This is a genomic window from Allomesorhizobium aridi (genome assembly GCF_043769475.1).
GTDB lineage: Bacteria > Pseudomonadota > Alphaproteobacteria > Rhizobiales > Rhizobiaceae > Allomesorhizobium.
Map to the genome: position 1 here is coordinate 3,912,524 of NZ_CP171729.1, position 22,274 is coordinate 3,934,797.

Here is a 22,274-nt window from a genome sequence, read left to right on the forward strand (position 1 = left end):
TTGCAAACGCAAATTTTGAATGTCTGTTCAATCAACACTCGCAGAAACAGCGCTTGATTTCAATCGGCCGATGCGGTCAAGATCAGGAAAGTTCGGGGCGACGGGAACCGTCCTCGACGGGCAAAAAAGCCTTGAGGCGGCTGATGGCGCGACAGCCAACATTATCTGATGAGACTGCGGACCAACGGGCCTTGCGCCAGTTGGGATGCGGGGCAGTCTCACGCAGAGCTACCCCCATCCCTAGCGCCTCCCCTCAAGGAGGAGGGGTTAGGGGTGGGGGTATGACCCCAGTCCACAGCCCGGAAGCCTCAATGCCCTGTCGACCCACGCCGAACGGCCCGCTAGAATGACGGCGGCCGCGGAAGGGCAGGCGACGCCGCGCATCCGCCGCGCGGCCCAAAAATCCCTTCTGCAATCAGAACAGGCGCAAGGCTGGGCGCTGATCAGCCCGACCTTCCTGTTCGCGCTGGTGCTGCTCGTCGCGCCCATCCTGGTGGTCATCGCGCACAGCTTCTGGACGCAGAACTACCTGACCATCGACCGCACCTTCACGCTGGAGCAGTACCGCATCGCGCTGACCGAACCGATCTATCGCGACCTGCTGTTGCGTTCGCTCACCGTTGCGCTGCTGGTCAGCGTCTTCACCGTCGTGCTCGCCTACCCGATTGCCTATTTCATCTCCTTCCATGGCGGGCGTCACAAGGGCCTATGGCTGTTCCTCATCACGATCCCGTTCTGGACCAGCTATCTGCTGCGCGTCATGTCGTGGAAGGTCATCCTCGGCTACAACGGCGTCTTGAATTCGGGGCTGATGGGGCTGGGCGTCATCGACGAGCCGTCCACCGCGCTGCTCTACAACACCACGGCCGTCGTCATCACGCTCACTCATGCCTGGGCGGCCTTCGCCATCCTGCCCATTTACGTGTCGCTGGAAAAGGTCGACCGCACGCTGCTGGAAGCCGCGACCGATCTCGGCGACGGGCCGCTGCGGCGCTTCCTGCGCATTACGCTGCCGCTTTCCGTGCCCGGCATCATGTCGGCGCTGCTCATTGTCATGATCCCGACCGTCGGCGATTTCGTCACCCCGCGCCTCGTCGGCGGAAAGGACGGCGTCATGATCGCCAACGCCATCCAGGCGCAGTTCGGCAAGGCGTCGAACTGGCCGCTGGGGGCAGCACTTTCGGTGACGACGATGGCGGTCGTCACCGCGATGGCCGCCGTTTCGGTGTTCGTGATCCGCGGCGCGGCGAGGCTCGCGCGATGACCGCGATGCGAAAGCTCCTCGCCAACTGGCTGCCGGCCTACGCCTACCTCTACATCGTCTTCCTCTATATGCCGGTGCTGCTGCTGCCGGTCTTCTCGGTCAATGCCTCGCCGATCCCCAAATTCCCGCTGACCGGCGTCACGCTCGACTGGTATGCCGGCCTGCCGCGGACGCCTGCGCTGCTCGACGCTGCCTGGAACAGTCTTGTCGTCGGCGTCGCCGCATCGCTGCTGTCGACGCTGCTTGGCATCTGCGCCGCCCGCGCCATCACCCGCTACCGCTTTCCGGGCCGCCGCGCCGTCTCCGGCCTGATCATGGCGCCGCTGGTGCTGCCCGAGATCATCGTGGCGATCTCGCTGCTTCTGGTGCTGCTGCAGCTCGGCCTCAGTTTGTCGCTGTTCACCGTCGTGCTCGGCCATGTGCTGATCTGCATCCCCTATTCGATGACGGTGCTGACCTCGGGCTTCGAAGGTTTCGACCGCAGCCTCGAGGAGGCATCCGCCGATCTCGGCGAAAGCGCATTCGGCACGTTCCGCCGCGTGACGCTGCCGATGGTCGCACCGGCGATCGTCTCCAGCCTGCTCGTATCCTTCACCATCTCGCTCGACGAATTCGTCATGGCCTTCTTCCTCACCGGCACCGACCCGACCCTGCCGGTCTATATCTGGGGCCAACTCCGCTTCGCCGCCAAGCTGCCCGGCGTGCTGGCGCTGGGCACGCTGCTGCTTCTGGCCTCGTTCCTGCTCCTCACGCTCGCCGAAATGCTCCGTCGCCGCGCCGAAAGGCGCACCAAGATGGGAGGCGTCCTTGCCTGAACGCACCATGATCGAGATCGCCGGCGTCACCCGCAGCTACGGCGCGTTCAAGGCGCTGGACGACGCCTCGCTTAGCATCCGCGAAGGCGAGTTCTTCTCGCTGCTCGGCCCGTCGGGTTGCGGCAAGACCACGCTTTTGCGGATGATCGCCGGTTTCGATACCCCGACCTCCGGCTCGATCGCCATCGACGGCCAGCCGATGAACGGCATTCCGGCCAACCGCCGCCCGACCAACATGGTGTTCCAGAGCTACGCCATCTTCCCGCACCTCAACGTCGAGCAGAATGTCGGCTACGGGCTGAAGCGGCTGCGGCTCGACGCCGGCGAGGAGAAGCGCCGCGTCGAGGAGGCGCTGGCGCAGGTGTCGCTGTCAGGGCTGGGCAAGCGCGGCGCGACCGAGCTTTCCGGCGGCCAGCGCCAACGCGTCGCGCTCGCCCGCGCGCTGGTCATGCGGCCCAAGGTGCTGCTGCTCGACGAGCCGCTGTCTGCGCTCGACAAGAAGCTGCGCGAGCAGATGCAGGTCGAGCTTCGCCGCCTGCAGAAGGCCGTCGGCATCACCTTCATCCTGGTCACCCACGACCAGTATGAGGCGCTGGCCATATCGGACCGAATCGCGGTGATGTTTGGCGGTCGCATCGCCCAGGTGGCCGCGCCGAAGGAGATCTACCAGCGCCCGGTCAACCGTCAGGTCGCCGATTTCCTCGGCGGCATGAATTTCGTCCAGGCCGAGATCGTCGGCGAGGACGCGAACCAGATCGTGGTCGACACCCGCGCCTTCGGCCGGGTCAGGACCGACAAGCCGAAGCTGTTCCACCGCAATGGCGGCGCGGCCACGCTGGGCATCCGCCCCGAGCGCCTGCGCGTTCTGTGGGACGACGCGACCGCCAAATTCGAGGTGGCCGGCAAGGTCGTCGACCGCCACTATTTCGGCGAGATCACCCATCTGATCGTCGAGATACCCGGGCTGGAGAAACCGCTGTCGGTCACCGAGACCAACGATTTCGGCGCCGACGACATCCCGGTCGGCGCCCCGATAAGGCTCGCCTACGACCCCGACGCTCTGGTCGCGATGGGAGAGTAGCTTCCTTCTCCCCCGTTTACGGGGAGAAGGTGCCGGCAGGCGGATGAGGGGCGGCGCCAAATTCCGCAAGGCTCGCATTGCCCCTCACCCGGCCGCTTCGCGGCCACCCTCTCCCCGTGAACGGGGAGAGGGAAAGCCTCAATACCCCGCTTTGATCTTCTCGAACTCGGCGATCATCTTCTGCTTGAGCTCGGTCGGCACGGGCGACTGGAACAGCGTCTTGTCGACGAACTTTTCGACGTCGTCATAGCCCTTTTCCGCCAGCACCTTCGGGTCGATGCCGGCCATGCTCTTGGCGTTGGCGTGGCCGTAGCCCCAGTCGGTGATGAGGAAGGTCGCGACTTCGGGCGCGCTGATGGCGTTCAGATAATCGTAGGCCTTCTCCTCGCTGCCCGGCGCATCCTTCAGCCTGACATAGCCGCAGACCCAGGTCGACAGGCCCTCGGCCGCGTCGCGGTTGGACTTTATCGGCGCGCCGCTGGCCGCCGCCTGCACGGCCGCGTCGTTCCAGGCCCAGGCGAGGTCGACCTCGCCGCCGCTCATTGCCTGCACGATCTCGGTCGTGTCGGCCCAGTAGAGGCGGACGTTCTCGTGGACTTCGCGCAGGAAGGCCGAGGCTTCGGCAAACTGCGCGTCGGTCATCTGCGTCCAGTCCTTCAGGCCGATGGCGAGGCTCGCCAGTGCATAGGCGTCGTCGACATTGTCGCCGATCGACACGCGATCCTTGAATTTCGGGTCGGCGAAAGCCTTCAGCGACTGCACTTCCTTTTCGTCGACCTTTTCGGAATTGTAGGTGAGCAGCGTATTGCCCCAGTCCCAGGGCATGAACCATGCGGTGCCGTCGGCGGTCATCGCCAGATCCTTCATCGCCATGATGCCGGGATTGAGATCGTTCCAGCCCTCGATCTTCGATGTGTCGAGCGGCTGCAGCAGCCCGGCTTCACGCCATTTGACTACGCTCTGCGAGCACGGATGCGAAAGGTCGGCTTTGAAGCCGGCTCGGATCTTCTGGAAAGCCTCCTCCTCGTCGCCGAAGAATGCGTAGGTCGGCGAATCGCCGTTCTTGGCGATATAGCCGGGGTGGAATTCCGGAAGTTCATATCCGGACCAGTCGAAGACGATCAGGTCCGTATCCTCGGCCAGCGCATTAGTTGCTGCCGATGCCGAAAGCGCAGCGGCCAGCGCGAGCCGCGCGATCTTCCCGTTGAATGCTCTCATCGTTCCATCCTCCCTGTCGTTCAGGCCGGCCTTTTCGACCGCTCCGCCTCCCGCGAAAAATGCTTCGGAAAAGCCGAGGCGAGATATTCCGTGGCCGCCAGATGCGCCGTTTCCCGCGTGACGTTCTCCGTGCCCATCATCAGGCGCAGCCACAGGCCCTCGAGCATGGCGCTGAGCCCCAGCGCCATGGAATGCGGCTCGAAATCATAGCCTGCATCGGCCTTCAGCGCCGCGCAGAGATCGATGATGACGTTCTGGTAGGCCTCGTCGCGCGCGCCGCACAGCGCCTGGTAGGTCGGGCGCGATTTGGCCTCGCCCCAGAAGGCGCACCAGGCCGCCAGCTTCCGCTTGTTGCAGATCGACCGGTCGAAATCGGCCGCCACCAGCATCTGCAGCTGCCGCGCCGGATCGTCGCTGGCCTTCTCCCGAGTGGCGCGCCAGTGGGCCGCATACTCGTCGGCCATGTATTGCAGCGTGGCGACGAGCAGCTTTTCCTTGCTCTCGAAATGGAAGTTGACGATGCCGCGCGAAAGACCGGCGCCGTCCGCGACATCGGCCATCGTCGTTTCGGAATAGCCGCGCTTGGCGAGCGAATCGATCGTCGCCTCGATCAGCTGCTGCCGCCGGGTTTCCTTGGACGCCTTGCGGCCGCGCTTTTCGGTTTCCTGTGTCGCCTCTTTCGGCATGGCCGCATCCGTCCTGAGCATCGCCGGCTACGAACCCCGCTCCGGCTTCCATGCGCGCAGATGAGTGGGGCGGTGCTCGCCACTGTCAAGCACCTTCTGCATGGCCTCCCAGGTGCGGATGTTCTTGTCGACATAGGCCGCGCCGACCGCCGTGGCGACGCTCTGGTAGAGCGGTCCCTTGAGCCGCGCCAGTTCGCCGCGCGCGACTTCGCGATACCACCCGTTGCGGTCGGTGACTTCGATATCGACAAACCCTGCGCACTCTATCGCGAGCCGGTAACGCTCCGGAGATTTCATGCTGAAAGAAAGCCCCTCGGCCTCGACATAGGCCTTCATGTCGGTCGAGAGTTCGCCGTCATGGCCGATCAGCCAGTCGCTGGCGGCAAACACGCCGCCCGGCTTCAGCACGCGGAAAATTTCGGCGAACAGAGCGTCCTTGTCCGGCACATGCAAAAGCGCGTCTTTCGAGAAGACCACATCGAAGGCTTCATCGCCAAAGGGAAGCGGACCGGGCGCGGCCTGGACGAAACGCGCGCGCTCCGACAGACCGCGCTTTTCAGCCCGCCGCCGAGCGGCCGACACGACCGGCTCTTCGACATCGAATCCCGTTGCATGGTCCGCGCCGTGCTTTTCAACCAGATGCAGCGTAACGCCGCCTGAACCGCAGCCGATGTCGAGCACGCTTTTGCCCCGGAGCGAAAGCCCTTTAAGGACGCGATCGACTTCTTCCGGCCCGCCGGGCGACAGATAGCCCTCGCCCCACAGCGCCTCCAGGAACCGGATCGCGGCGTCGTCATATTCGGGCTGGGCGCGGGCGCTGCCGATCACTGTTTTGCCGCCATGCCTCTTCGGTTATCGCTCGCCTCAACCGTATAGCGCGCAAGCAGAATTGCAAGCGTTGTTTGTTGAACATTCATTCAGAATATCTGGACAGGATACGGCTTGGCGTGTCAGATTTTGACGGGAAGAGGAGGCCGTTCATTTGAAACCTTGGGACGCAATCATGATCGGCGGCGGCCATAACGGCCTCGTCAATGCCTGCTACCTGCAGCGGGCCGGTCTGAACGTGCTGGTGGTCGAGAAGAACGAATGGGTCGGGGGCGCGGCGACCAGCCGCGAGCTGACGCCGGGCTTCCTCTACTCCAACTGCTCCTATGTCTGCTCGCTGTTCCGCCCCGAGATCATGCGCGATCTCGAACTGCCGCGCTTCGGCCTCCAGGTGATCTCCTATGAGGGCGGAGCGGTGTTCACCAGCGACGGCGACTATCTCGCCAACTACCGCGACCATCATGCGCACCGCCGCGAATTCGCACGCTTCTCGCCGAAGGACGCCGAGGCCTATGACCGCTATACCCGCGACGTGACGCGGCAATGCCGCTTCATCCAGCCGCTGCTGATGCGCTCCGCACCCGACCCGACGAGTCTCAAGCCGCGCGACCTCGGGGAGCTTCTGTATTTGGCAAAAAAATTCGCCGGGCTTGGCGCCGCCGAAATGGCGCAGACGCTGCGCTTCTGGACCATGTCGATCTCGGATTTTCTCGACGAATATTTCGAGACAGACGTTATCAAGGCCAATTTCGCGCTGTCAGGCATCATCGGAACTGCGCTCGGGCCGATGTCGCCCGGCACCGCCTATGTGCTGCTGCACCACTATATGGGCGAGGTCGACGGCTCGGTCGGCGCATGGGGCTATGCGCGCGGCGGCATGGGCGCGGTCACCCGCGCGCTGGCCGATTCCTTCCGTGCTTCGGGCGGCACGATCCGCACCGGCGCCGAGGTCGAGCAGGTTCTGGTCAAGGGCGGCAAGGCCATGGGCGTGGTGCTGGCCGGCGGCGAGGAAATCCGCGGCCGGCTGGTTGTTTCCAACGCCGATGTGAAACGCACCTTCCTGAAACTCGTCGAGGAGAAAGAGCTGCCGGAGATTTTTCTCCGGCGGGTGAAAAACTTCAAGATCGCGGCTCCTCCGGCAAGGTCAACATCGCGCTCGATTCTATGCCGGAATTTCTGGCGCTGCCCAAGGACTCGCCGGTCTATCGCGGCGACATGCATTTCACCGATTCCATCGAGCGCATGGAGCGCGGCTATGACGACTGGAAGGCGGGCCGCTGGTCGGCCGACCCCTTCCTCGACATGGTCATCCCGACCACGCTCGACCCGACCATGGCGCCGCCCGGCAAGCATTTCATGAGCTGCTTCGTGCAATATTGCCCGCCCAAGGTGGAAGGACGCGACTGGACCGACGCCGACCGCGACGGCTTCGCCGAAACCGTCATCTCGCAGATAGCCGATTATTCGCCAGGCTTCCGCGACCGCATCGTCTATATGGAAGTGCGCACGCCGCGCGAACTCGAGGCCGAGGTCGGGCTCACCGAAGGCAACATCTTCCAGGGCGAGCTGACCTTCGACCAGCTTCTATTCAACCGGCCGGTGCCGGGCTACGCCCAATACCGCTCGCCGGTCCGCGGGCTCTATATGTGCGGCTCCTCTACCCATCCGGGCGGCGGCGTCATGGGCGCTCCGGGCCGCAACGCAGCCGCCGAAATCCTGCGCGACCTCTCCCTCGGCGCGAAGCATATGAGCCCGGCCCATGACGTCATTTGATGCAATCGTCATTGGCGGCGGCCATAACGGCCTCGTCTGCGCGGCTATGCTGGCCAAGTCCGGCCGCAAGGTGCTGGTCCTGGAAGCCGCAAACGAGGTCGGCGGGGCCGCGCGCACGGAAGAATTTTATCCAGCCTTCCGCGCATCCAACGCACACATCCTGAACCGGCTGCATCCCGACGTGGTAAAGACGCTGGAGCTGGAAAAGCACGGCCTGGAGCTGTCGAGCGAACACATGCCGTCAATTGCTTTGTCGGCTAAGGATGCCCCACTGACGCTTTACGGCGCTTATGGCGAAAGCCTGGCCGGAGCTTCAGTGGCCGAGCAGGTGGCATGGAAGGAGTTTCGCGCGCAACTGCTTCGCTATGCCGGCATACTGAAGCCGATGCTTTCGCGCCGCCCGCCCGATCTCGGCGGCATCTCGCTCGCCGAGACTTCGGCTCTTGGCCTCACTGCGCTGTCGCTTAAACGACTCGGCAAGGAGGATATGCGCGACTTCCTGCGCATGCTGCTGATGAACGTCGCCGACGTGCTCGACGAACAATTGCAGGACGACCGGCTGAAGGGACTGCTGGCCTTCGACGCGGTGCTCGGCAGCCATCTCGGGCCGCGCTCGCCGACATCGCTGCTCGGGCTTTATTATCGTCTTACGGGCGAGATCGGCGGCGCGCCGGGCGCCCAGGTCGTACCGCGGGGCGGAATGGGCCAAATCGCGGCCGCGATCGCCGCTGCTGCGGCGAAAGCCGGCGTAATCGTACGCACCGAAGCGGTTGTGAACAAAATCCGCATCGAAAACGGCCGCGCCAAGGGCGTTGTGCTTGAAAACGCTGAGGAAATTTCGTGCGGGTTGATAGTGTCGGCGATTGATCCATCCTCCACCTTCCTCCACCTCGTCGGCCCGCGCGAGATCGACACCGGCTTCGTGCGGAAGGTGAAAAACATCAGAAATCAAGGAGATGCGGCCAAGCTGCACCTCGCGCTCGACTGCCCGCCGGAGTTTCTGGGCGTGCGCGCCGAGGATCACCGCGGCCGGCTGGTCATTGCGCCGTCGGCCGACCATGTCGAACGCGCTTTCAACCCGGCGAAATATGGCGAATTCTCCACTGAGCCGGTAATGGAAATCACGCTGCCCAGCCTTTCCGACCCGTCGCTCGCGCCCGACGGCACCTGTGTTTTGTCCGCAATTGTCCAATACGCGCCCTATAAATTGAAGGAAGGCTGGGAGACAGGCAAGCCTAAATTCCTCAAGATTATCATGGGCTTGCTGGAGTTATACGCGCCCGGCATCGGCGCAACCGTACGTCACGCCGAACTGCTGACGCCGGCCGACATCGAGGCGCGTTACCGCATGCCCGGCGGCCATTGGCACCACGGCGAACTGCAGGCGGACCAGATGCTGATGTCGCGTCCGGTCTCCGGTTGGTCGGGCTACGACACGCCGATCGAGGGGCTTTTCCTGTGCGGCGCCGGCTCACATCCAGGCGGCGGCGTCTCCGGCGCGCCTGGTCTGAACGCCGCCCGGCGTATACTGGCGGCGAGGATCTAAGCCATGGAAAACATTAATGTAATTTCCTCGATTTCCGACCGCATCGCCGCGCAATCGCATTTCCGCACGCTGCGCCTGCCCTCGCCCTTTCAGCCGCGCATCGAGGTGTTGGCGAAGACCGAGGACTGGTACGATTGGGCCGGCTACAAGGCCCCGAACTCATTGTGGGATTCGGAGCTCGAATATTTCGCGATCCGCAGCCAGTCGGCACTTTTCGACATTTCGCCGATGGTCAAATACCGGATCGATGGGCCCTCCGCCGAGGCCTGCCTCAACCGGATAACCCTGAGGAACGTTGCCAAGCTGAAGCCGGGCCGAGTGCATTATACCGCATGGTGCGACGACGAAGGTCATGTGCTGGACGACGGCACGCTGTTCCGACTCACCGAGCAAAAATTCCGGCTATGCTGCCAGGAACGGCATCTGGCGTGGTTGCTCGACAGCGCTTGCGGCTTCGACGTTCGGATCAAGGAGGAGACCGAAGCGATCGCCGGCCTGGCGCTGCAGGGGCCGATCTCGTTCGCGCTGCTGCGCGACGCCGGATTCGCCGGCATCGAGAAACTGCAGCTGTTCGATCTTGCTGATTTTCCTCACGAAAATGGTGCCGTCACCATTTCCCGCACCGGCTTCACCGGCGACCTCGGCTACGAACTTTTTGTCGAAACGAAGCTCGCGCTCAGCCTCTGGGATCGCCTTTGGCAGGCCGGCGAACATCGCGGCCTGCGCGCCATCGGCTACCACGCGCTGAACCGCGCCCGGCTCGAAGCCGGGCTGATCGTGGCCAATGCCGACTTCTCCACCGCCGAGCACGCGCTGCGGGCCGACCGCGCGCGCATGCCCGACGAGATCGGGCTGGGCTTCATGGTCAATGAGAACAAGGGCCATTTCAACGGCAGGCACGCCATCCTCGAGGCGCGACAGAACAAGTCACTGCGCCATATCCTGATCGGGCTGGAGATCGAGGGCAACATCCCGGCCGAGCATGCCATCGTCTATCACCAAAAGAAGCGCGAGGTCGGGCTGGTCAGCGCTGCGATCTGGTCGCCGATGGCCAAGAGAAACATAGCGATTGCAAGCCTTTCGCGGCCTTTCGGCGATACGACCACCGACGATCTCTGGGTCGAGATCTACGCCATGCGCGAACTGAAATACGAGCGGCTGATGAAACGCGCCAAGGTCGTGCCCCGGCCATTCATCAAGCTGGACCGCCGGTCCGCCAACCCGCCCGCCGACTTTTGATATGCCCGAGCCGGACAAGGAAACCGCCGAACAATGGGCGCTGGTCAACACGCCGCTCGGCGAGCCGTGGTCGGGGCGCACACGCTATGCGGCGGCGATGTATTTCTACAAACGCGGCGAATTGAGCGCGGAGGCCCTGGAAGTCTACAGACTCTGCGCGAGACGTGATCCGGAAGACCCGCTGCCGATCATCCGCGAGCGGGGAGTCGGAAGCGAGTGGCTGGAGAGGATGGAGCAGCAATGAAGGTGCGTTCTTCAATGCTCACTGCTTCAGCACATCCGCCCAATCCTTGTGGCGGCGGAATTCGAGCGCTACGAACCGGCAGAGCGGCGTGATCTTCGTGCCTGAAGCGCGGGCGTCGTCGACGGCGCGCACGACCAACCGCTCGGCCACGCCGCGGCCGCGATAGGCGGGGGGCACCCAGGTGTGGTCGATGATGATATGGTCCGGCCCGCTTTCGACATAGGTGAGTTCGGCCGGTTCGCCCTCGGGCATTTCGAGCACGTAGCGGCCCCGGTGGCCGCGCTTTTCCAGCCTTATGCTTAGCTCCGTCGTCTGCATCGCCGCCTCGATCTCCTCAACCTCTCCAGACGAAATGGCTGCTTGAGCCATTGGTTCCTGCCCGCAGGAATCGGACCACCCCGGCAGGTTGCGCGGTTAGCCTTTCAGCACGTCCGCCCATTCGGCATGCTTGCGGAACTGCGCGTTGGCGAAGGGGCAGAGCGGGATGATCTTCTTGCCCGCGGCGCGCATGTCCTCGACGGCGCGGGTGACGAGCCTCAGCCCCGCGCCCTGCCCGCGAAACGCATCCGGAACCTCGGTGTGGTCGATTATGATCAGATGCTCACCGGCCTTGCTGAAGGTCATCTCCGCCACGTCGCCGGCGGCCGAGCGGATGAAATATCGTCCCTTCGAGCCGGTGTCTTCCAGACGGATTTCAGGCAGCGTGTCGTTCATGGTTGCTCCTATGCTTAGGCCGTGGCCAGAAACCGCTTGGCCGCTTCGATCTCGTCCGGCCGGATCTCGTGCCCGCCTTCATGCCAGTGCAATGTGACATCGGCCCCGGCCGACCGCAAATACGCGTCGAGCCGCCCCGTGAGGTTGGGCGGGCAGATCGGATCGCGGCGGCCGGCGGTGATCAGAATCCGCTTTCCCGTGAGGCTGCCCTTCACCTGCGGCTCGAACGGGATCAGCGGGTGCATGAGAACCGCCGTGTCGAACAGGTCCGGTTCGAGAAAGACTGTCGATGCGAGGATGTTCGCGCCGTTGGAATAGCCGAGGCCAAGCACCGCCGAGGGCTTTTGCGCCTCGACAAGCGCCCGGACGAATGCCATCATCTTGCCGGTGCGCAGCGCAAGGTCGTCCATGTCGTAGACGCCCTCGCCGGTGCGCCGGAAGAACCGCGCCGCGCCATATTCCGAGACGTCGCCGCGCGGCGAGACGATCGACGCGCCCGGCAGCATCTCCTGCCCGAGTGAGACGAGCTGGTTCTCGTCGCCGCCGGTGCCGTGGAACAGGAACATGAGCGGCGCGCCCGGCGCGCCGGCTATGGCCTTGTGGATGTAGGCGTCAGCGGACATGGCGGCTCAGCCCTCCAGCGGCTGCAGGTGCTTTTCGAGATAATCGCGCAGGTGCGCATGCTGCTTCGGCAGCTTGAGCGCCTCTCCGAGATGAGCCGTGTTCTCGTCGCGATCAAAGCCCGGCTCGTTGGTTGCGACCTCGAACAGGACGCCGCCCGGCGTGCGGAAGTAGATCGACCAGAAATAGTCGCGGTCGATCACCGGCGTCACCTGGTAGCCCGTGTCCATCAGCGCCTTGCGAACCTCGAGCTGCTTTGCCCGATTTTCGACGGCAAAGGCGATGTGGTGAACCGAGCCGGCGCCGAGATCGGCAAAGGGCGCGCCGGGCACGGTTTCGATGTCGATGACATCGGCCCCGTTGCCATCCTTGATGGCCAGCCGCTTGATGTTGCCGGAGGCGTCGACATCCTCGTAGCCCATGAACTTCAGGAGTTCTTCCATCGCGCCGCCGTCCCGCAGCCTGAGCGAAGCCGAATGGAAGCCGCGTATGGCGTCATCGGCGGGAACGCCGGCCTCGGTCCACGGCTTACGCGGATCATCCTTCGTCTCGACGAGCGCGAAGGAATCGCCGTCCGGCCCGGAAAACGCCAGCCGGTTCTCGCCGAAGCGTGTTTCGCGCTTCACGTCCTTTACGCCCTCGTCGGCGAACCGCTTTTCCCAATAGCCGAGTGTGCCCTGCGGCACCGCAAAGACCGTTGTTCCGACCTCGCCCACGCCATGCCTGCCCTTGCCGATATTCGGGAAGGGAAAGTAGGTCATGACTGAGCCCGGCGTGCCGACCTCGTCGGCATAATAGAGATGATAAACGTCCGGCGCGTCGAAATTGACGGTCTTCTTGACCCGGCGCAGCCCGAGCTTGCCGGTGAAGAATTCGTTGTTGCGGCGCGCATCCTTGGCCATCGACGTGACGTGGTGCAGGCCCTTGATCTGGTCGAGCATTTCCTTGCTCCTTGTTCACAGGCGGCCTCGCCGCCTCTCGGCCCCTTATGTCGGTTGAACGGGCAGCCGGGGTAGAGGCCGAAGTCAGAATGCACTGTCGTCGATCTGTGAACGCACCATGGTGGTCCGTTCACAGGTTCTTGCACACCCGCAGTCTTGCACGCCCGCCAGATTTCCGCTCCACCTGTCGCATACGAGAACGAGGGAGCTCAGCTTGGCACGGAAACCCAACCGCCCCAACGTCCTGCTTATCACCTGCGATCAGTGGCGCGGCGACTGCCTGTCGGCCGCCGGTCATCCGACGGTAGAGACGCCCAACGCGGATGCGCTGGCTCGCGAGGGCGTGATGTTTGCCCGGCACTTTGCCGGAGCCGCTCCCTGCTCGCCGGCCCGCGCCTGCCTCTATACCGGTCTCTACCAGATGAACAACCGCGTTTGCCGCAACGGCACGCCGCTGGACGCGCGGCACGACAATCTGGCGCTGGCGGCAAGACGGCTCGGCTACGAGCCGACCCTGTTCGGCTACACGGATGTCGCGCCCGATCCCCGCTTGCACGCGCCGGGGGATCCGCTGCTGCGCAGCTATGAAGGCGTGCTGCCGGGGCTCTCGGCGCGCCAGCTTCTTCCGGAGCACCAGAAACCCTGGCTGAGCTGGCTCGCCGCCCGCGGTGTCGAATCGAGCGCCGGTTATCCCGACATACACCGGCCGGTGGCCGGCGGTCCCGGCTTGACCAACGCATCGCCGGTTTATTCCCGCGACGAGACGCCGACCGCCTTTATGGCCGGCGAATTCATCCGTTGGCTCGGTGAACAGGAAAAGGACGCGCCCTGGTTCGCGCATGTCTCGTTCATCAGTCCGCATCCGCCCTTCATCGCGCCGGAGCCGTTCAACGAGATGTACGATCCGGCCGAAGGCCCGGAGTTTCGGCGCGGCCGGGATTGGAAGAGCGAGGCCAGGAGCCATCCCTTTCTCGACTACGAACTTGGGCAGCAAAAGCGGTCGAAATTCATCCCCGGCGCGAAGGGCAAGGTCCGCGACTGGGGCGACGATGCCTTCCGCGCGATCCGGGCGATCTATTACGGCATGGTCTCCGAAGTCGACGCGCAGCTCGGCCGCGTCTGGCAGGCGGTCAGGGAGCGCGGCGCGTGGGACGATACTGTCGTGATCCTGACCTCCGATCATGCCGAGATGCTGGGCGACCACTTCATGCTCGGAAAGGGCGGCTTCTTCGACCAGAGTTACCATATCCCGCTGATCGTGCGCGATCCGCGCTACCGTCGGGAGGCAGGCACGGTTGTCGACCGCTTCACCGAGGCGGTGGACATCATGCCGACGCTGCTCGAACTGCTCGACGGACCGGTCCCCGCGCATCTCGACGGCCGCTCGCTCAAACCCTTCGTCGCTGGCGAGAAGCCTCTGGCATGGCGCGATGCCGCGCATTGGGAGTTTGATTTCCGCTCGATCTCGACGGGTGACGCCGAAAGGCGTTTCGGCATCGGGCCGCAAGTCTGCAATCTCGCCGTGATACGGTCCGAACGCTTCAAATACGTCCATTTCGGCGGTGGCCTGCCGCCTCTCCTCTACGATCTCTCGGCCGACCCCAATGAAATTCGCAACGTGGCTGGCGAGCCGGAATATCTAGCCGTCAGGCTGGAATATGCCGAGCGTCTGCTTTCCTGGCGGGCCGAACATCTCGACCAGTCGCTTGCGCTTGTCGAACTGACCGAGAACGGGGTTTTGCGCCACGGCCGGTGAGGCCCTGGACAAGAAAAACCCGCGCCGTTGCCGGCGCGGGTTTCGTCACGGTATGCGGGGATGACTACTGGTTCATCATCAAGCGCTGTTCGTCGCGCTTCTCGGCGAAGGTAGCCTCATCATAGGCCGGCTGTGCGTCCAGCTGCTCCTTGGTGAAGCCGGTGTAGAGGTACTTGTTGCTATCCGCATCGGTCATGAATGCGAGATTGTCCATCGCCACAGCGACTTTCTTCTCGCCGACGCCAAGGAACCCGCCGACATCGACGATGATCGAATCGACCTTCTCGCCTTCGAGGACGACGTCGCCGATTTCGCCGATCATCTCGTCATTGGCGCCGTAGACGGTGGTGCCAACCAGGGCTTCCGAGGTGATTTCGCCAGCCGGCATTTCCGTCAGCTTGGACTTGTCGACCGCTGCCGTCGTGGTCTGGTCAGTGGCCGGAGCGGCCGGATCAGCCGGAGCGGCCGCGGTCTGGTCGTCCGCAGGGGCGGCCGGAGCAGGAGCGGTTGCGGTCTGGTCGTCCGCCGGTGCGGTAGGCTCAGCCGGAGCTGCTGCCGTTTGATCGTCAGCCGGAGCAGCCGGCTCAGCCGGGGCCGTCGCGGTCTGGTCGTCGGCTGGTGCCATAGGCTCGGCCGGGGCCGGAGCCGGGGCAGTCGCGGTCTGGTCGCCTGCCGGAGGCGGCTGCGTGCCGGCGGTTGTCGCCGGAGCAGGCTCATAAGCGCGGGGGTCGAAATCGGCCTGCGCTTCGAGCTGTTCCTTGGTGGTGGGTACGACCAGCCAGCGGTCGCCGTCGCGTTCTGCCCAGTCGACCTCGGCGTAGTTGATGGCCACGTTCTTTTCGCCTAGGCCAAGGAAGCCCCCAACGCCGATGACGATGGATTCGATCTCGCCATTGGAGCCGATGACAATATCATTGACGTCGCCGATGTTCTCGGCGTCGTCGCCGGTGCCGTTGTAGACGGTTTCGCCGATCAGGTTGGTTGCGAGATGGCCGTCGGCGCGTGCAACTGGCGCCTCAGCCGGGGCCTGGACAGTCGGGTCTGGCGCGGCAGGCGCGGGCGCAGTGGTGTCCTGCGCATAGGCCATCGTCGACAACAATGTCGCGATGGCCGTTGTAGCCAGAAGATTGCGGATCATGACAAGTTCTCCTTGTGCGTGAACTTCGATGCACTGTCGCGCCTGGCTGCACCGTCGCAGGGAGGCCGGGCGCGGCCTCACACCCTCACAACGTCGTGACTCCGTTCTAGTTCCGAATTGACTTGGGCGCTTGGTGCGGTTCCAGGAGCCTATCGAGTCGCGCCAGGAACGTCCGGTTGTCCTGATTTCCATACCGGCTTGCCGCGGAACGGGCGGCTAATTCAGCCGGATCAGTTTGGGTTTGCGGGAGGCTGCTCGTTGCCCTGCGTCGTCACGGCGCCCGGCTGCTCGACGCTTCCCGTATCTATCGCCTCGCCCCAGATCTCCACGCCGCCCCAGATGACGAAGGCGAGCACCAAGCCTACCAGAAGTATGACGAGAACCCGGTCGCCACGGCTGCCCTGGCGCGATTTGCCGGGCGGTATTGTCTTGGGCACACCTCTTCTCCGCTGCCGTTGCCTATGCAAGGTCAATGCCTGCGGCTTGGCTTGGTTCCGGGCCGGTCGACCTCAGTCGCGGTCGAGATCTTCCTTCTTGGCCTTCGGACTGCGGTTCTCACGGTAAATCGCGTAGGCGACGAGGGCGATGGCCGGGGCGACCGCCACTCCAAGCCCGCCCTTGCGGCGAAGCAGCGTGGGCAGGGCAGCCAGTGCGGAGGCCACGGCGACCGCCGTCAGATCGCTCGCCCGCCGGTCCTTCGCCCGCCTTGCCTGAGCGCGCGAGATGATGGAGTGGACGACAAGCACGAGCCCGCTCAGAAGCAGGAAAGCGACGCCGATGCCGATCGCCGCTTCGAGCGCTCCATACCGATAGGACGCCCAGATATAGACGGCGCCTATCAGGAAGCCGACGCCGCAGAGCGCGCCGGCGGCGGCTACCAGATAGACAATCGCTGCCTGTCGCGCGCGGCGGATGGCAAGCTTGGTCTCACCCGACGCGAGACCTGCGATCAGCGACGCGAGCATTCGGACGCCCCCGGTGAGTTCTAGCGGCGCGATAGCAGGGCAAACAGGAATCCCACCCCGGCCGCTATTGCGAGCGACGTCACCGGCTTTTCGCGTACTGTCGCGATCACCTGTTCCTGGATATCGTTGGCGTTGCTGCGCAGACCCTCGATCGCTGCCTCTCCCTGGGTGCGCAATTGTTCCACGCCCTCAGCTGCCGCCCTGCGGGCCGCGCTGTAGGAATGTTCCCTAGTGGTCGCCAACTGCTCGGCGAGTTTTGCGATATCGGCCCGCAACTGGCGGATGTCCGCTTCAAGATCGGAGCTCGGTCCCGCTTCGCCCGCGGATTTCGAGGATCTGCCTGCTGCTGCGGCCATGATTCAACTCCTTGTGCTGGTTCGCTGCCGGAACGCCCGATAAGCAGCGAGGTTCCGTCAAGGAACGAAAGGCCATGAGAATGCGTTTTCCGCGGCAAGTCCAGCCGGAAATGTCTGATGGCCAATCGCACTGCCAAGAAGGCACCGATCGTACGATTGCCGCCAAAGTCGAATGTCGAGATATTTCTGGCGCAGGCGGCGCAGGTGTCCGTTATCGTCATTGGCGTTGTTGCACTGGTGTTCGCACTGGCCGCCGGCGAATACATCCTGGCGCCGATCTCGCTGGGCATCGTCATTGGCCTCATGCTCGGCCCGATCGCCGCCCGGCTCGAACGGCAAGGGCTATCGCCGGGAATTTCGGCGACCGTCGTCGTTCTCATCTTCATCTTCATAGTCTGCCTCTTCGCCCTCGCGCTGGCTGCTCCGCTCTCGTTCTGGATCGGCCGCCTGCCGCAGATATGGAGCGATCTCCAGGGGCAACTGGCGCGGTTGAAAGAACCGCTCGAGGCGCTGGGCGGCATCCGCGAACAACTGCGCAATCTGACCGGCGACGAAGGCCTCGCGGTCTCCGTCAATGAAGGCATGGGATTCGAGAGCCTGGCGAGGCTCGCCCCGGCCGTCATTGCCCAGATACTGATCTTTTTCGCCAGCCTCTATTTTTTCGTCGCGACTCGGCATCAGACGCGCCTTGCCATCCTGAACCTGTGCTTCAGGCGCCGCCTGCGCTGGCGCGTCGCGCATATCTTCCGCGACGTCGAAGGTCTTGTCTCGCGCTACCTGCTCTCGATCGGCATCATCAATATCGCCGAAGGATTTGCCGTCGGCGTCGGGCTGTTCCTGATCGGCGTCCCCTCCGCGCCGCTCTGGGGCGCGCTCGCGGCGCTATCCAACTTCGTGCCGTTCATCGGACCGGCGGTTATGGTGGTGATCCTGTTCGCTATCGGGCTGACCGAGTTCGACACGTTCACCGGCAGCCTGCTCCCGGTGGCGGTCTTTCTCGGCATCAACCTTATCGAGGGGCAGTTCGTGACCCCAATGGTGATCGGACGGGCGATGACGCTCAACCCGCTGGTCGTGCTGCTCGCGCTGGTCTTCTGGATATGGCTGTGGGGACCGCTCGGTGGCTTCATCGCAATTCCCGCGCTCCTGGTCACCTACGCGGTCATCAGGAACGTCGTCCCCGGTTTGAACTGGGGAGACTAGGCCGGTTGACCGCGGTCGATCAGCGGGCGCGCAGCCTTCTTGAACCGGCTAACAAAGCGAGTTCCTTCGTCTCGAACTCGCGAAACATTGGCATCAGCTGCAACGGACATAGCGGGCAGTCCGCTTCTCGATATCTCTTTTTTAAATGACAAGGGGCCAATTTGCGTCCATGAGTCCGGCAGTTTCAAGGAGAGATTACAATTGGCTGATTTGCTTGCGGGAATGCGGATTCTGGTTCTGGAGGACGAAGTTCTGATCGCCATGGATGTCGAGCAGCTTTGCCGCGACAGCGGCGCCGCGGGCGTCGTCGTTGCGCGGAGCCTCGCCGAGATAGACCCCGACCGCGCGGCTTCCGAATTCGATGCCGCCATCGTCGACGTCATGCTCGACGGCACGTCCACGCTCGCATTCGCCCGGCACATCCAGGAACGCAACGTGCCGTTCGTCTTCGCCTCGGGCTACACCGATCTCGACGAGATCTTCTCGGCCTTCCCCGGCGTGTCCGTGGTCGGCAAGCCGTACTCCGGTTCGGATCTCGTTGAGGCGGTGGCCGCCGCCGCCCGCCGCCGGTCAAGCGGCGTTTGAACCCATCACCTGCGCCGAGATCGCGTCGGGGCCATAGTCGGCCTCGCCCGAGATCTTGAGAATCTCCTGCAGGCGGTTGCGGGCGCGGCTGACCCTGCTCTTTATGGTGCCGACGGCGCAATTGCAGATTTCGGCGGCTTCCTCGTAGGAAAATCCGGAAGCGCCGATCAATATGATCGCCTCGCGCTGGTCCTCGGGAAGCTGCTCTAGCGCGGCTCGGAAGTCCTCCAGGTCGAGGAGGCCGTGCTGGCTCGGGTGTACCGCGAGACGTTCGGTCATGATGCCGTCGCTGTCCTGGATCTCCCGTCCGCGCTTGCGCATCTGCGAATAGAACTCATTGCGCAGGATGGTGAACAGCCAAGCCTTGAGATTGGTGCCCATCTGGAAGCTCTCGTGCTTGTCCCACGCCTTGACCAGCGTTTCCTGGACGAGGTCGTCGGCCTTGTCCGAATTCTGGGTCAGCGATACGGCAAAGGCTCTCAGGCTCGGTATGGTGCCAAGCAGATCGTTCTTGAACTGCGGGGTTACCACCATTCCGGTCAAGCCTTCTTTCGCTTCTGCGTGGGTTCGGCATTTTCAAGCTGGCTGAGCAGTTCGGCGAAGCGGTCGGGCACTTCGTCGGAAACCAGTTCGTCATAATATTGCTTCAGCTTGCGGCCGATTTCGGAGTTCGCGCCGAGCGGATCCTTCGATCCGTTCCGCCGCGCTTTCGCACCGACTGCACCGGTGGATTGCTTTGTCATACTTGTGTATCGCCCTGTTTGTCCCATCGACCCCAACCCGCCCTCTTTTTCTGAATCCGAGGCGGGATGGCGCGGCCATCTGGCTGCCCAAATTCCGGCTATAACGGGGCCAGTTGAATTAAGTTCCGCAAGGCGGGAACTTTTTCGGAGTTTCGGCGTTAACGGGTTCGGTAACAGTCTGCCAAAAGCGGATCAGGTGAGGGAACCGTACATTATGAGTCTATCCGCAACTATTGCTCCCCATTTACCTTTTCTTCGACGTTTCTCCCGGGCGGTATCTGGTTCACAGCAAAGTGGCGACGCGCTTGTGGCGGCAATGCTGGAGGCGTTGATCGCCGATGTAAGCATTTTCCCCGAGGCTTCCAACGAACGCATCGCGCTTTACAAGACCTTTGCCAAGCTTTTCACCTCTATTGCGATCCGGGTGCCTCAGGAAACGCCGAGTTCGGCCTGGGAGCAGCGCGCCGCCGCCAATCTGACGGCGATCTCGCCCCTTCCCCGCCAGGCATTCCTGCTGGTCGCGGTGGAGGGCTTCACCGACGAGGAAGCGGCCGAGATACTCAGCGTGTCGGAAAACGAGTTCAGCGCGCTCCTGTCCCAGGCCAGCGCGGAGATTTCGCGCCAGGTCGCCACCGACATCCTCATAATCGAGGACGAGCCCCTGATAGCCATGGACATCGAGGAGATGGTGGAGGGTCTTGGCCACAGGGTGGTTGGAATCGCGCGAACCCATGCCGAAGCCACCGCCATGTTCAACAAGACAAGGCCGAGGATGGTGCTGGCCGATATCCAGTTGGCCGACGGCAGCTCCGGCATCGACGCCGTCAACGAGATCCTGGCGTCCGCCGCGGTTCCGGTCATCTTCATCACCGCATTCCCGGAGCGCCTGCTGACCGGAGAGCGTCCCGAGCCTGCCTTCCTGGTCACCAAGCCGTTCAATCCCGACATGGTGAAGGCTTTGATCAGCCAGGCGCTGTTTTTTGACCGGCAGGCCAGGGCAGCCGCTTGACCTCATGGCATGAGATGGAGCAAGGCCGCCTCTGGCGGCCTTTTTCTTTTGTCCGGCACTTTCCTTATTCAGGAACCAACATCGGCCGCCGACGTTTTACCGAACAATCCGAAGGAGATGACCGATGCTTTATTGGGCGCTTGTTTTTCTCGTGGTCGCCATCATAGCCGGCGCGCTGGGCTTCGGCGGCATAGCCGGAACCTCCGCCGGGATAGCCCAGATACTGTTCTTCGTATTCCTGGCGTTCTTGGTGATCTCTTTGATCGCCGGGCTGTTCAGACGGGCCTAGGCGAAACGGAATGCTGGATGCCGTCCCCCTCAAACGGTCTCCAGTGATCCGCCGGGCGAAGCCTCAACGGGTGGAGCCCGGCGGAGCCTGTTGAAGGGAACCCCTTTCGGACGGAGCCGTTTCCATCCAAAGCAGGGTTGAGCCGGCTCATGAATTCATCGCGGAAAATAAGCAACCAGGAGGGGAGCGCGATGGACCTGCAGTTGGCCAGCAGCAATCCGGAGATCGGCCGCAGCCTGCTGCACGCCCTTCGCAACACCGGCATCTCGGTGCTCTGCCAGGATCGTGACCTTCGCGTGCTCTGGTCGCAGAATATACCGGCCGCATGGTCGCAGACCGACGTTTCCGGCAAGACCGACCACGAATTTCTTCCCGCACAGCAAGCCGACCGGTTGCAGACGGCGAAACGCGCCGTTATCGCCACGGGTCAGCCCGAAAGTCTGGAGATAAGCCTTCCGGACCGGGAGGGCGCGCGCTGGTTCGCTATCTGGATCGACCCCGACAAGTTTCCGAACGGAACGGCCCAGGCGGTAGTCACCACGGCCGTAGACATTACCGAGCAGAAGCGGCGCGAGCAGACGCTACGAAATCTTCTGCGCGAAGTCTCCCATCGCTCGAAGAACCTTCTGGCCATCATCCAGGGCATCGCCGCGCAGACCGGACGCCATTCGGATACGATCGAGATATTCCTGGCGCGCTTTCGCGGGCGCCTGCAATCGCTGGCCTCCTCGCAGGATCTCGTGACCTCGTCTAACTGGCGCGGCGCCGGCCTCCGCGAACTCGTTGTCGGACAGGTCAGCCGCTACAGCGCCAAGCCGCGGGACAGCGTCCGCTTCGAGGGCGAAAACCCCTACCTCAACCCTAACGCGGCCCTGCATATCGGCCTGGCAATGCATGAGCTGGCGGTGAACTCGGTCAGCTACGGCGCGCTCGCCCGGCCCGACGGTTTCGTCACGGTCGCGGCGCACTTGATCGCACCGCCCGAGAACATGGACTTGAACCTGTCGTGGTCGGAAAAAATCGCCATCAACGGTAATAACGGGAAGAAGCGTTTCGGCAGCGTCGCCCTGGAGCGTGTCGTGCCGGCCTCGCTGAACGGCACTGCGACGCTGGAGATTTCCGGCGACCGCCTCGACTACCGCCTGCTGGTGCCGCACGGCAGTTTCGAGATCGAATAGCGGGAGCCAATGCAAGGGCGAGAACGCCAGATTAACCTGGGTGCCGCGAGAGGACGAGGCCCGCCATGATCCGGCACTATCT

The 22,274-nt window shown here is 63.5% G+C and carries 25 protein-coding genes and 1 pseudogene; 13 read left to right on the forward strand and 13 right to left on the reverse strand.

The features are described 5' to 3' along the window. Window positions 1-346: 346 nt before the first annotated feature. The 3 genes from ACG873_RS21270 to ACG873_RS21280 are packed head-to-tail and all read left to right on the forward strand — an operon-like array spanning window position 347 to window position 3,160. The gene (locus ACG873_RS21270) at window positions 347-1,264 is read left to right on the forward strand and encodes an ABC transporter permease (protein ID WP_394887377.1); all 918 of its coding nucleotides are present in this window, start codon (window positions 347-349) and stop codon (window positions 1,262-1,264) included. Beyond that, a complete protein-coding gene (locus ACG873_RS21275) occupies window positions 1,261-2,079 on the forward strand; it encodes an ABC transporter permease (RefSeq protein ID WP_394887379.1) in 819 nt (272 codons plus the stop codon). Before ACG873_RS21270 ends, ACG873_RS21275 begins: the two co-directional genes overlap by 4 nt. Window positions 2,080-2,086: 7 nt before the next feature. Then, on the forward strand, window positions 2,087-3,160 hold the full coding sequence (locus ACG873_RS21280) for an ABC transporter ATP-binding protein (protein WP_394893635.1): 1,074 nt from the start codon (window positions 2,087-2,089) through the stop codon (window positions 3,158-3,160). A 138-nt stretch (window positions 3,161-3,298) separates the two neighbouring features. On the opposite strand, the gene ACG873_RS21285 is transcribed toward ACG873_RS21280, so the two are convergent. The 3 genes from ACG873_RS21285 to ACG873_RS21295 are packed head-to-tail and all read right to left on the reverse strand — an operon-like array spanning window position 3,299 to window position 5,892. Further along, window positions 3,299-4,378, reverse strand: a complete 1,080-nt coding sequence (locus tag ACG873_RS21285) for an ABC transporter substrate-binding protein (protein WP_394887381.1) — start codon at window positions 4,376-4,378, stop codon at window positions 3,299-3,301. Between the two features lie 20 nt (window positions 4,379-4,398). Next, window positions 4,399-5,064 carry a transcriptional regulator BetI gene (gene betI, locus ACG873_RS21290; protein ID WP_394887382.1) on the reverse strand — a complete coding sequence of 222 codons (666 nt, stop codon included), beginning with the start codon at window positions 5,062-5,064 and terminating at the stop codon, window positions 4,399-4,401. 27 nt (window positions 5,065-5,091) lie between these two features. Beyond that, the gene (locus tag ACG873_RS21295; RefSeq protein ID WP_394887383.1) at window positions 5,092-5,892 is read right to left on the reverse strand and encodes a class I SAM-dependent methyltransferase; all 801 of its coding nucleotides are present in this window, start codon (window positions 5,890-5,892) and stop codon (window positions 5,092-5,094) included. Window positions 5,893-6,046: 154 nt separating this feature from the next. Between ACG873_RS21295 and ACG873_RS21300 the strand changes: the two are divergent. The 4 genes and pseudogenes from ACG873_RS21300 (at window position 6,047) to ACG873_RS21315 (ending at window position 10,694) form a co-directional block, all read left to right on the forward strand. Beyond that, window positions 6,047-7,665, forward strand: a pseudogene (locus ACG873_RS21300) (phytoene desaturase family protein). Next, window positions 7,652-9,211: a phytoene desaturase family protein gene (locus ACG873_RS21305; RefSeq protein ID WP_394887384.1), complete on the forward strand. Its 1,560-nt coding sequence runs from the start codon at window positions 7,652-7,654 to the stop codon at window positions 9,209-9,211. The pseudogene ACG873_RS21300 and the gene ACG873_RS21305 overlap by 14 nt, the downstream one beginning before the upstream one ends. Before the next feature lie 3 nt (window positions 9,212-9,214). Beyond that, the gene (locus tag ACG873_RS21310; protein ID WP_394887386.1) at window positions 9,215-10,450 is read left to right on the forward strand and encodes an aminomethyltransferase family protein; all 1,236 of its coding nucleotides are present in this window, start codon (window positions 9,215-9,217) and stop codon (window positions 10,448-10,450) included. A 1-nt stretch (window position 10,451) separates the two neighbouring features. Continuing rightward, on the forward strand, window positions 10,452-10,694 hold the full coding sequence (locus ACG873_RS21315; RefSeq protein ID WP_394887387.1) for a hypothetical protein: 243 nt from the start codon (window positions 10,452-10,454) through the stop codon (window positions 10,692-10,694). Between the two features lie 18 nt (window positions 10,695-10,712). Here ACG873_RS21315 and ACG873_RS21320 read toward each other — a convergent pair whose 3' ends face one another. The 4 genes from ACG873_RS21320 to ACG873_RS21335 all read right to left on the reverse strand — a co-directional run bounded on the left by ACG873_RS21320 (window position 10,713) and on the right by ACG873_RS21335 (window position 12,970). Beyond that, window positions 10,713-11,012: a GNAT family N-acetyltransferase gene (locus ACG873_RS21320; protein ID WP_394893636.1), complete on the reverse strand. Its 300-nt coding sequence runs from the start codon at window positions 11,010-11,012 to the stop codon at window positions 10,713-10,715. 96 nt (window positions 11,013-11,108) lie between these two features. After that, complete coding sequence (locus ACG873_RS21325) at window positions 11,109-11,408, reverse strand: GNAT family N-acetyltransferase (RefSeq protein ID WP_394887389.1); 300 nt, start codon at window positions 11,406-11,408, stop codon at window positions 11,109-11,111. A 14-nt stretch (window positions 11,409-11,422) separates the two neighbouring features. Next, window positions 11,423-12,031 carry an alpha/beta hydrolase gene (locus ACG873_RS21330; protein ID WP_394887391.1) on the reverse strand — a complete coding sequence of 203 codons (609 nt, stop codon included), beginning with the start codon at window positions 12,029-12,031 and terminating at the stop codon, window positions 11,423-11,425. A 6-nt stretch (window positions 12,032-12,037) separates the two neighbouring features. Beyond that, a complete protein-coding gene (locus tag ACG873_RS21335) occupies window positions 12,038-12,970 on the reverse strand; it encodes a VOC family protein (RefSeq protein WP_394887392.1) in 933 nt (310 codons plus the stop codon). A 214-nt stretch (window positions 12,971-13,184) separates the two neighbouring features. On the opposite strand from ACG873_RS21335, the gene ACG873_RS21340 reads away from it, so the two are divergent. Beyond that, on the forward strand, window positions 13,185-14,726 hold the full coding sequence (locus ACG873_RS21340; protein WP_394887394.1) for an alkaline phosphatase family protein: 1,542 nt from the start codon (window positions 13,185-13,187) through the stop codon (window positions 14,724-14,726). A 64-nt stretch (window positions 14,727-14,790) separates the two neighbouring features. Here the strand turns inward: ACG873_RS21340 and ACG873_RS21345 are convergent, their stop codons facing one another. From ACG873_RS21345 to ACG873_RS21360, 4 genes are all read right to left on the reverse strand, one after another. Then, window positions 14,791-15,864 carry a PRC-barrel domain-containing protein gene (locus ACG873_RS21345; protein ID WP_394887396.1) on the reverse strand — a complete coding sequence of 358 codons (1,074 nt, stop codon included), beginning with the start codon at window positions 15,862-15,864 and terminating at the stop codon, window positions 14,791-14,793. A 230-nt stretch (window positions 15,865-16,094) separates the two neighbouring features. Next, entirely contained in the window at window positions 16,095-16,301 is a 207-nt protein-coding gene (locus ACG873_RS21350; protein WP_394887398.1) for a hypothetical protein, read from the reverse strand. A gap of 72 nt (window positions 16,302-16,373) precedes the next feature. Beyond that, the gene (locus tag ACG873_RS21355) at window positions 16,374-16,829 is read right to left on the reverse strand and encodes a hypothetical protein (protein ID WP_394887400.1); all 456 of its coding nucleotides are present in this window, start codon (window positions 16,827-16,829) and stop codon (window positions 16,374-16,376) included. Between the two features lie 20 nt (window positions 16,830-16,849). Continuing rightward, window positions 16,850-17,185 (reverse strand): DUF883 family protein, encoded by a 336-nt coding sequence (locus ACG873_RS21360; RefSeq protein WP_394887402.1) that lies wholly within the window; start codon window positions 17,183-17,185, stop codon window positions 16,850-16,852. Window positions 17,186-17,302: 117 nt separating this feature from the next. Here ACG873_RS21360 and ACG873_RS21365 point away from each other — a divergent pair, with 117 nt between their 5' ends. Further along, window positions 17,303-18,388 (forward strand): AI-2E family transporter, encoded by a 1,086-nt coding sequence (locus ACG873_RS21365; protein ID WP_394887404.1) that lies wholly within the window; start codon window positions 17,303-17,305, stop codon window positions 18,386-18,388. A gap of 201 nt (window positions 18,389-18,589) precedes the next feature. Then, window positions 18,590-18,973: a response regulator gene (locus ACG873_RS21370; protein ID WP_394887406.1), complete on the forward strand. Its 384-nt coding sequence runs from the start codon at window positions 18,590-18,592 to the stop codon at window positions 18,971-18,973. Here ACG873_RS21370 and ACG873_RS21375 read toward each other — a convergent pair. Together ACG873_RS21375 and ACG873_RS21380 are read right to left on the reverse strand one after the other, a co-directional pair. After that, complete coding sequence (locus ACG873_RS21375) at window positions 18,959-19,507, reverse strand: RNA polymerase sigma factor (protein WP_394893638.1); 549 nt, start codon at window positions 19,505-19,507, stop codon at window positions 18,959-18,961. The genes ACG873_RS21370 and ACG873_RS21375 overlap by 15 nt on opposite strands. A gap of 5 nt (window positions 19,508-19,512) precedes the next feature. Continuing rightward, the gene (locus ACG873_RS21380) at window positions 19,513-19,716 is read right to left on the reverse strand and encodes a NepR family anti-sigma factor (protein WP_394887408.1); all 204 of its coding nucleotides are present in this window, start codon (window positions 19,714-19,716) and stop codon (window positions 19,513-19,515) included. A 214-nt stretch (window positions 19,717-19,930) separates the two neighbouring features. On the opposite strand from ACG873_RS21380, the gene ACG873_RS21385 reads away from it, so the two are divergent. The 3 genes from ACG873_RS21385 (at window position 19,931) to ACG873_RS21395 (ending at window position 22,192) form a co-directional block, all read left to right on the forward strand. Next, window positions 19,931-20,725: a response regulator gene (locus ACG873_RS21385; protein WP_394893639.1), complete on the forward strand. Its 795-nt coding sequence runs from the start codon at window positions 19,931-19,933 to the stop codon at window positions 20,723-20,725. Between the two features lie 124 nt (window positions 20,726-20,849). Further along, the gene (locus tag ACG873_RS21390; RefSeq protein WP_108606680.1) at window positions 20,850-21,014 is read left to right on the forward strand and encodes a DUF1328 domain-containing protein; all 165 of its coding nucleotides are present in this window, start codon (window positions 20,850-20,852) and stop codon (window positions 21,012-21,014) included. Between the two features lie 191 nt (window positions 21,015-21,205). Continuing rightward, window positions 21,206-22,192: a sensor histidine kinase gene (locus tag ACG873_RS21395; RefSeq protein WP_394887411.1), complete on the forward strand. Its 987-nt coding sequence runs from the start codon at window positions 21,206-21,208 to the stop codon at window positions 22,190-22,192. Window positions 22,193-22,274 lie beyond the last annotated feature (82 nt).

Bases quoted from the DNA above. Each gene is read 5' to 3' on its own strand.
- ACG873_RS21270 (WP_394887377.1), top strand. From the start codon at position 347: ATGACGGCGGCCGCGGAAGGGCAGGCGACGCCGCGCATCCGCCGCGCG.
- ACG873_RS21275 (WP_394887379.1), top strand. From the start codon at position 1,261: ATGACCGCGATGCGAAAGCTCCTCGCCAACTGGCTGCCGGCCTACGCC.
- ACG873_RS21280 (WP_394893635.1), top strand. From the start codon at position 2,087: ATGATCGAGATCGCCGGCGTCACCCGCAGCTACGGCGCGTTCAAGGCG.
- ACG873_RS21285 (WP_394887381.1), bottom strand. From the start codon at position 4,378: ATGAGAGCATTCAACGGGAAGATCGCGCGGCTCGCGCTGGCCGCTGCG.
- betI (WP_394887382.1), bottom strand. From the start codon at position 5,064: ATGCCGAAAGAGGCGACACAGGAAACCGAAAAGCGCGGCCGCAAGGCG.
- ACG873_RS21305 (WP_394887384.1), top strand. From the start codon at position 7,652: ATGACGTCATTTGATGCAATCGTCATTGGCGGCGGCCATAACGGCCTC.
- ACG873_RS21310 (WP_394887386.1), top strand. From the start codon at position 9,215: ATGGAAAACATTAATGTAATTTCCTCGATTTCCGACCGCATCGCCGCG.
- ACG873_RS21315 (WP_394887387.1), top strand. From the start codon at position 10,452: ATGCCCGAGCCGGACAAGGAAACCGCCGAACAATGGGCGCTGGTCAAC.
- ACG873_RS21320 (WP_394893636.1), bottom strand. From the start codon at position 11,012: ATGCAGACGACGGAGCTAAGCATAAGGCTGGAAAAGCGCGGCCACCGG.
- ACG873_RS21325 (WP_394887389.1), bottom strand. From the start codon at position 11,408: ATGAACGACACGCTGCCTGAAATCCGTCTGGAAGACACCGGCTCGAAG.
- ACG873_RS21330 (WP_394887391.1), bottom strand. From the start codon at position 12,031: ATGTCCGCTGACGCCTACATCCACAAGGCCATAGCCGGCGCGCCGGGC.
- ACG873_RS21335 (WP_394887392.1), bottom strand. From the start codon at position 12,970: ATGCTCGACCAGATCAAGGGCCTGCACCACGTCACGTCGATGGCCAAG.
- ACG873_RS21345 (WP_394887396.1), bottom strand. From the start codon at position 15,864: ATGATCCGCAATCTTCTGGCTACAACGGCCATCGCGACATTGTTGTCG.
- ACG873_RS21355 (WP_394887400.1), bottom strand. From the start codon at position 16,829: ATGCTCGCGTCGCTGATCGCAGGTCTCGCGTCGGGTGAGACCAAGCTT.
- ACG873_RS21360 (WP_394887402.1), bottom strand. From the start codon at position 17,185: ATGGCCGCAGCAGCAGGCAGATCCTCGAAATCCGCGGGCGAAGCGGGA.
- ACG873_RS21365 (WP_394887404.1), top strand. From the start codon at position 17,303: ATGGCCAATCGCACTGCCAAGAAGGCACCGATCGTACGATTGCCGCCA.
- ACG873_RS21375 (WP_394893638.1), bottom strand. From the start codon at position 19,507: ATGGTGGTAACCCCGCAGTTCAAGAACGATCTGCTTGGCACCATACCG.
- ACG873_RS21380 (WP_394887408.1), bottom strand. From the start codon at position 19,716: ATGACAAAGCAATCCACCGGTGCAGTCGGTGCGAAAGCGCGGCGGAAC.
- ACG873_RS21385 (WP_394893639.1), top strand. From the start codon at position 19,931: ATGAGTCTATCCGCAACTATTGCTCCCCATTTACCTTTTCTTCGACGT.
- ACG873_RS21390 (WP_108606680.1), top strand. From the start codon at position 20,850: ATGCTTTATTGGGCGCTTGTTTTTCTCGTGGTCGCCATCATAGCCGGC.
- ACG873_RS21395 (WP_394887411.1), top strand. From the start codon at position 21,206: ATGGACCTGCAGTTGGCCAGCAGCAATCCGGAGATCGGCCGCAGCCTG.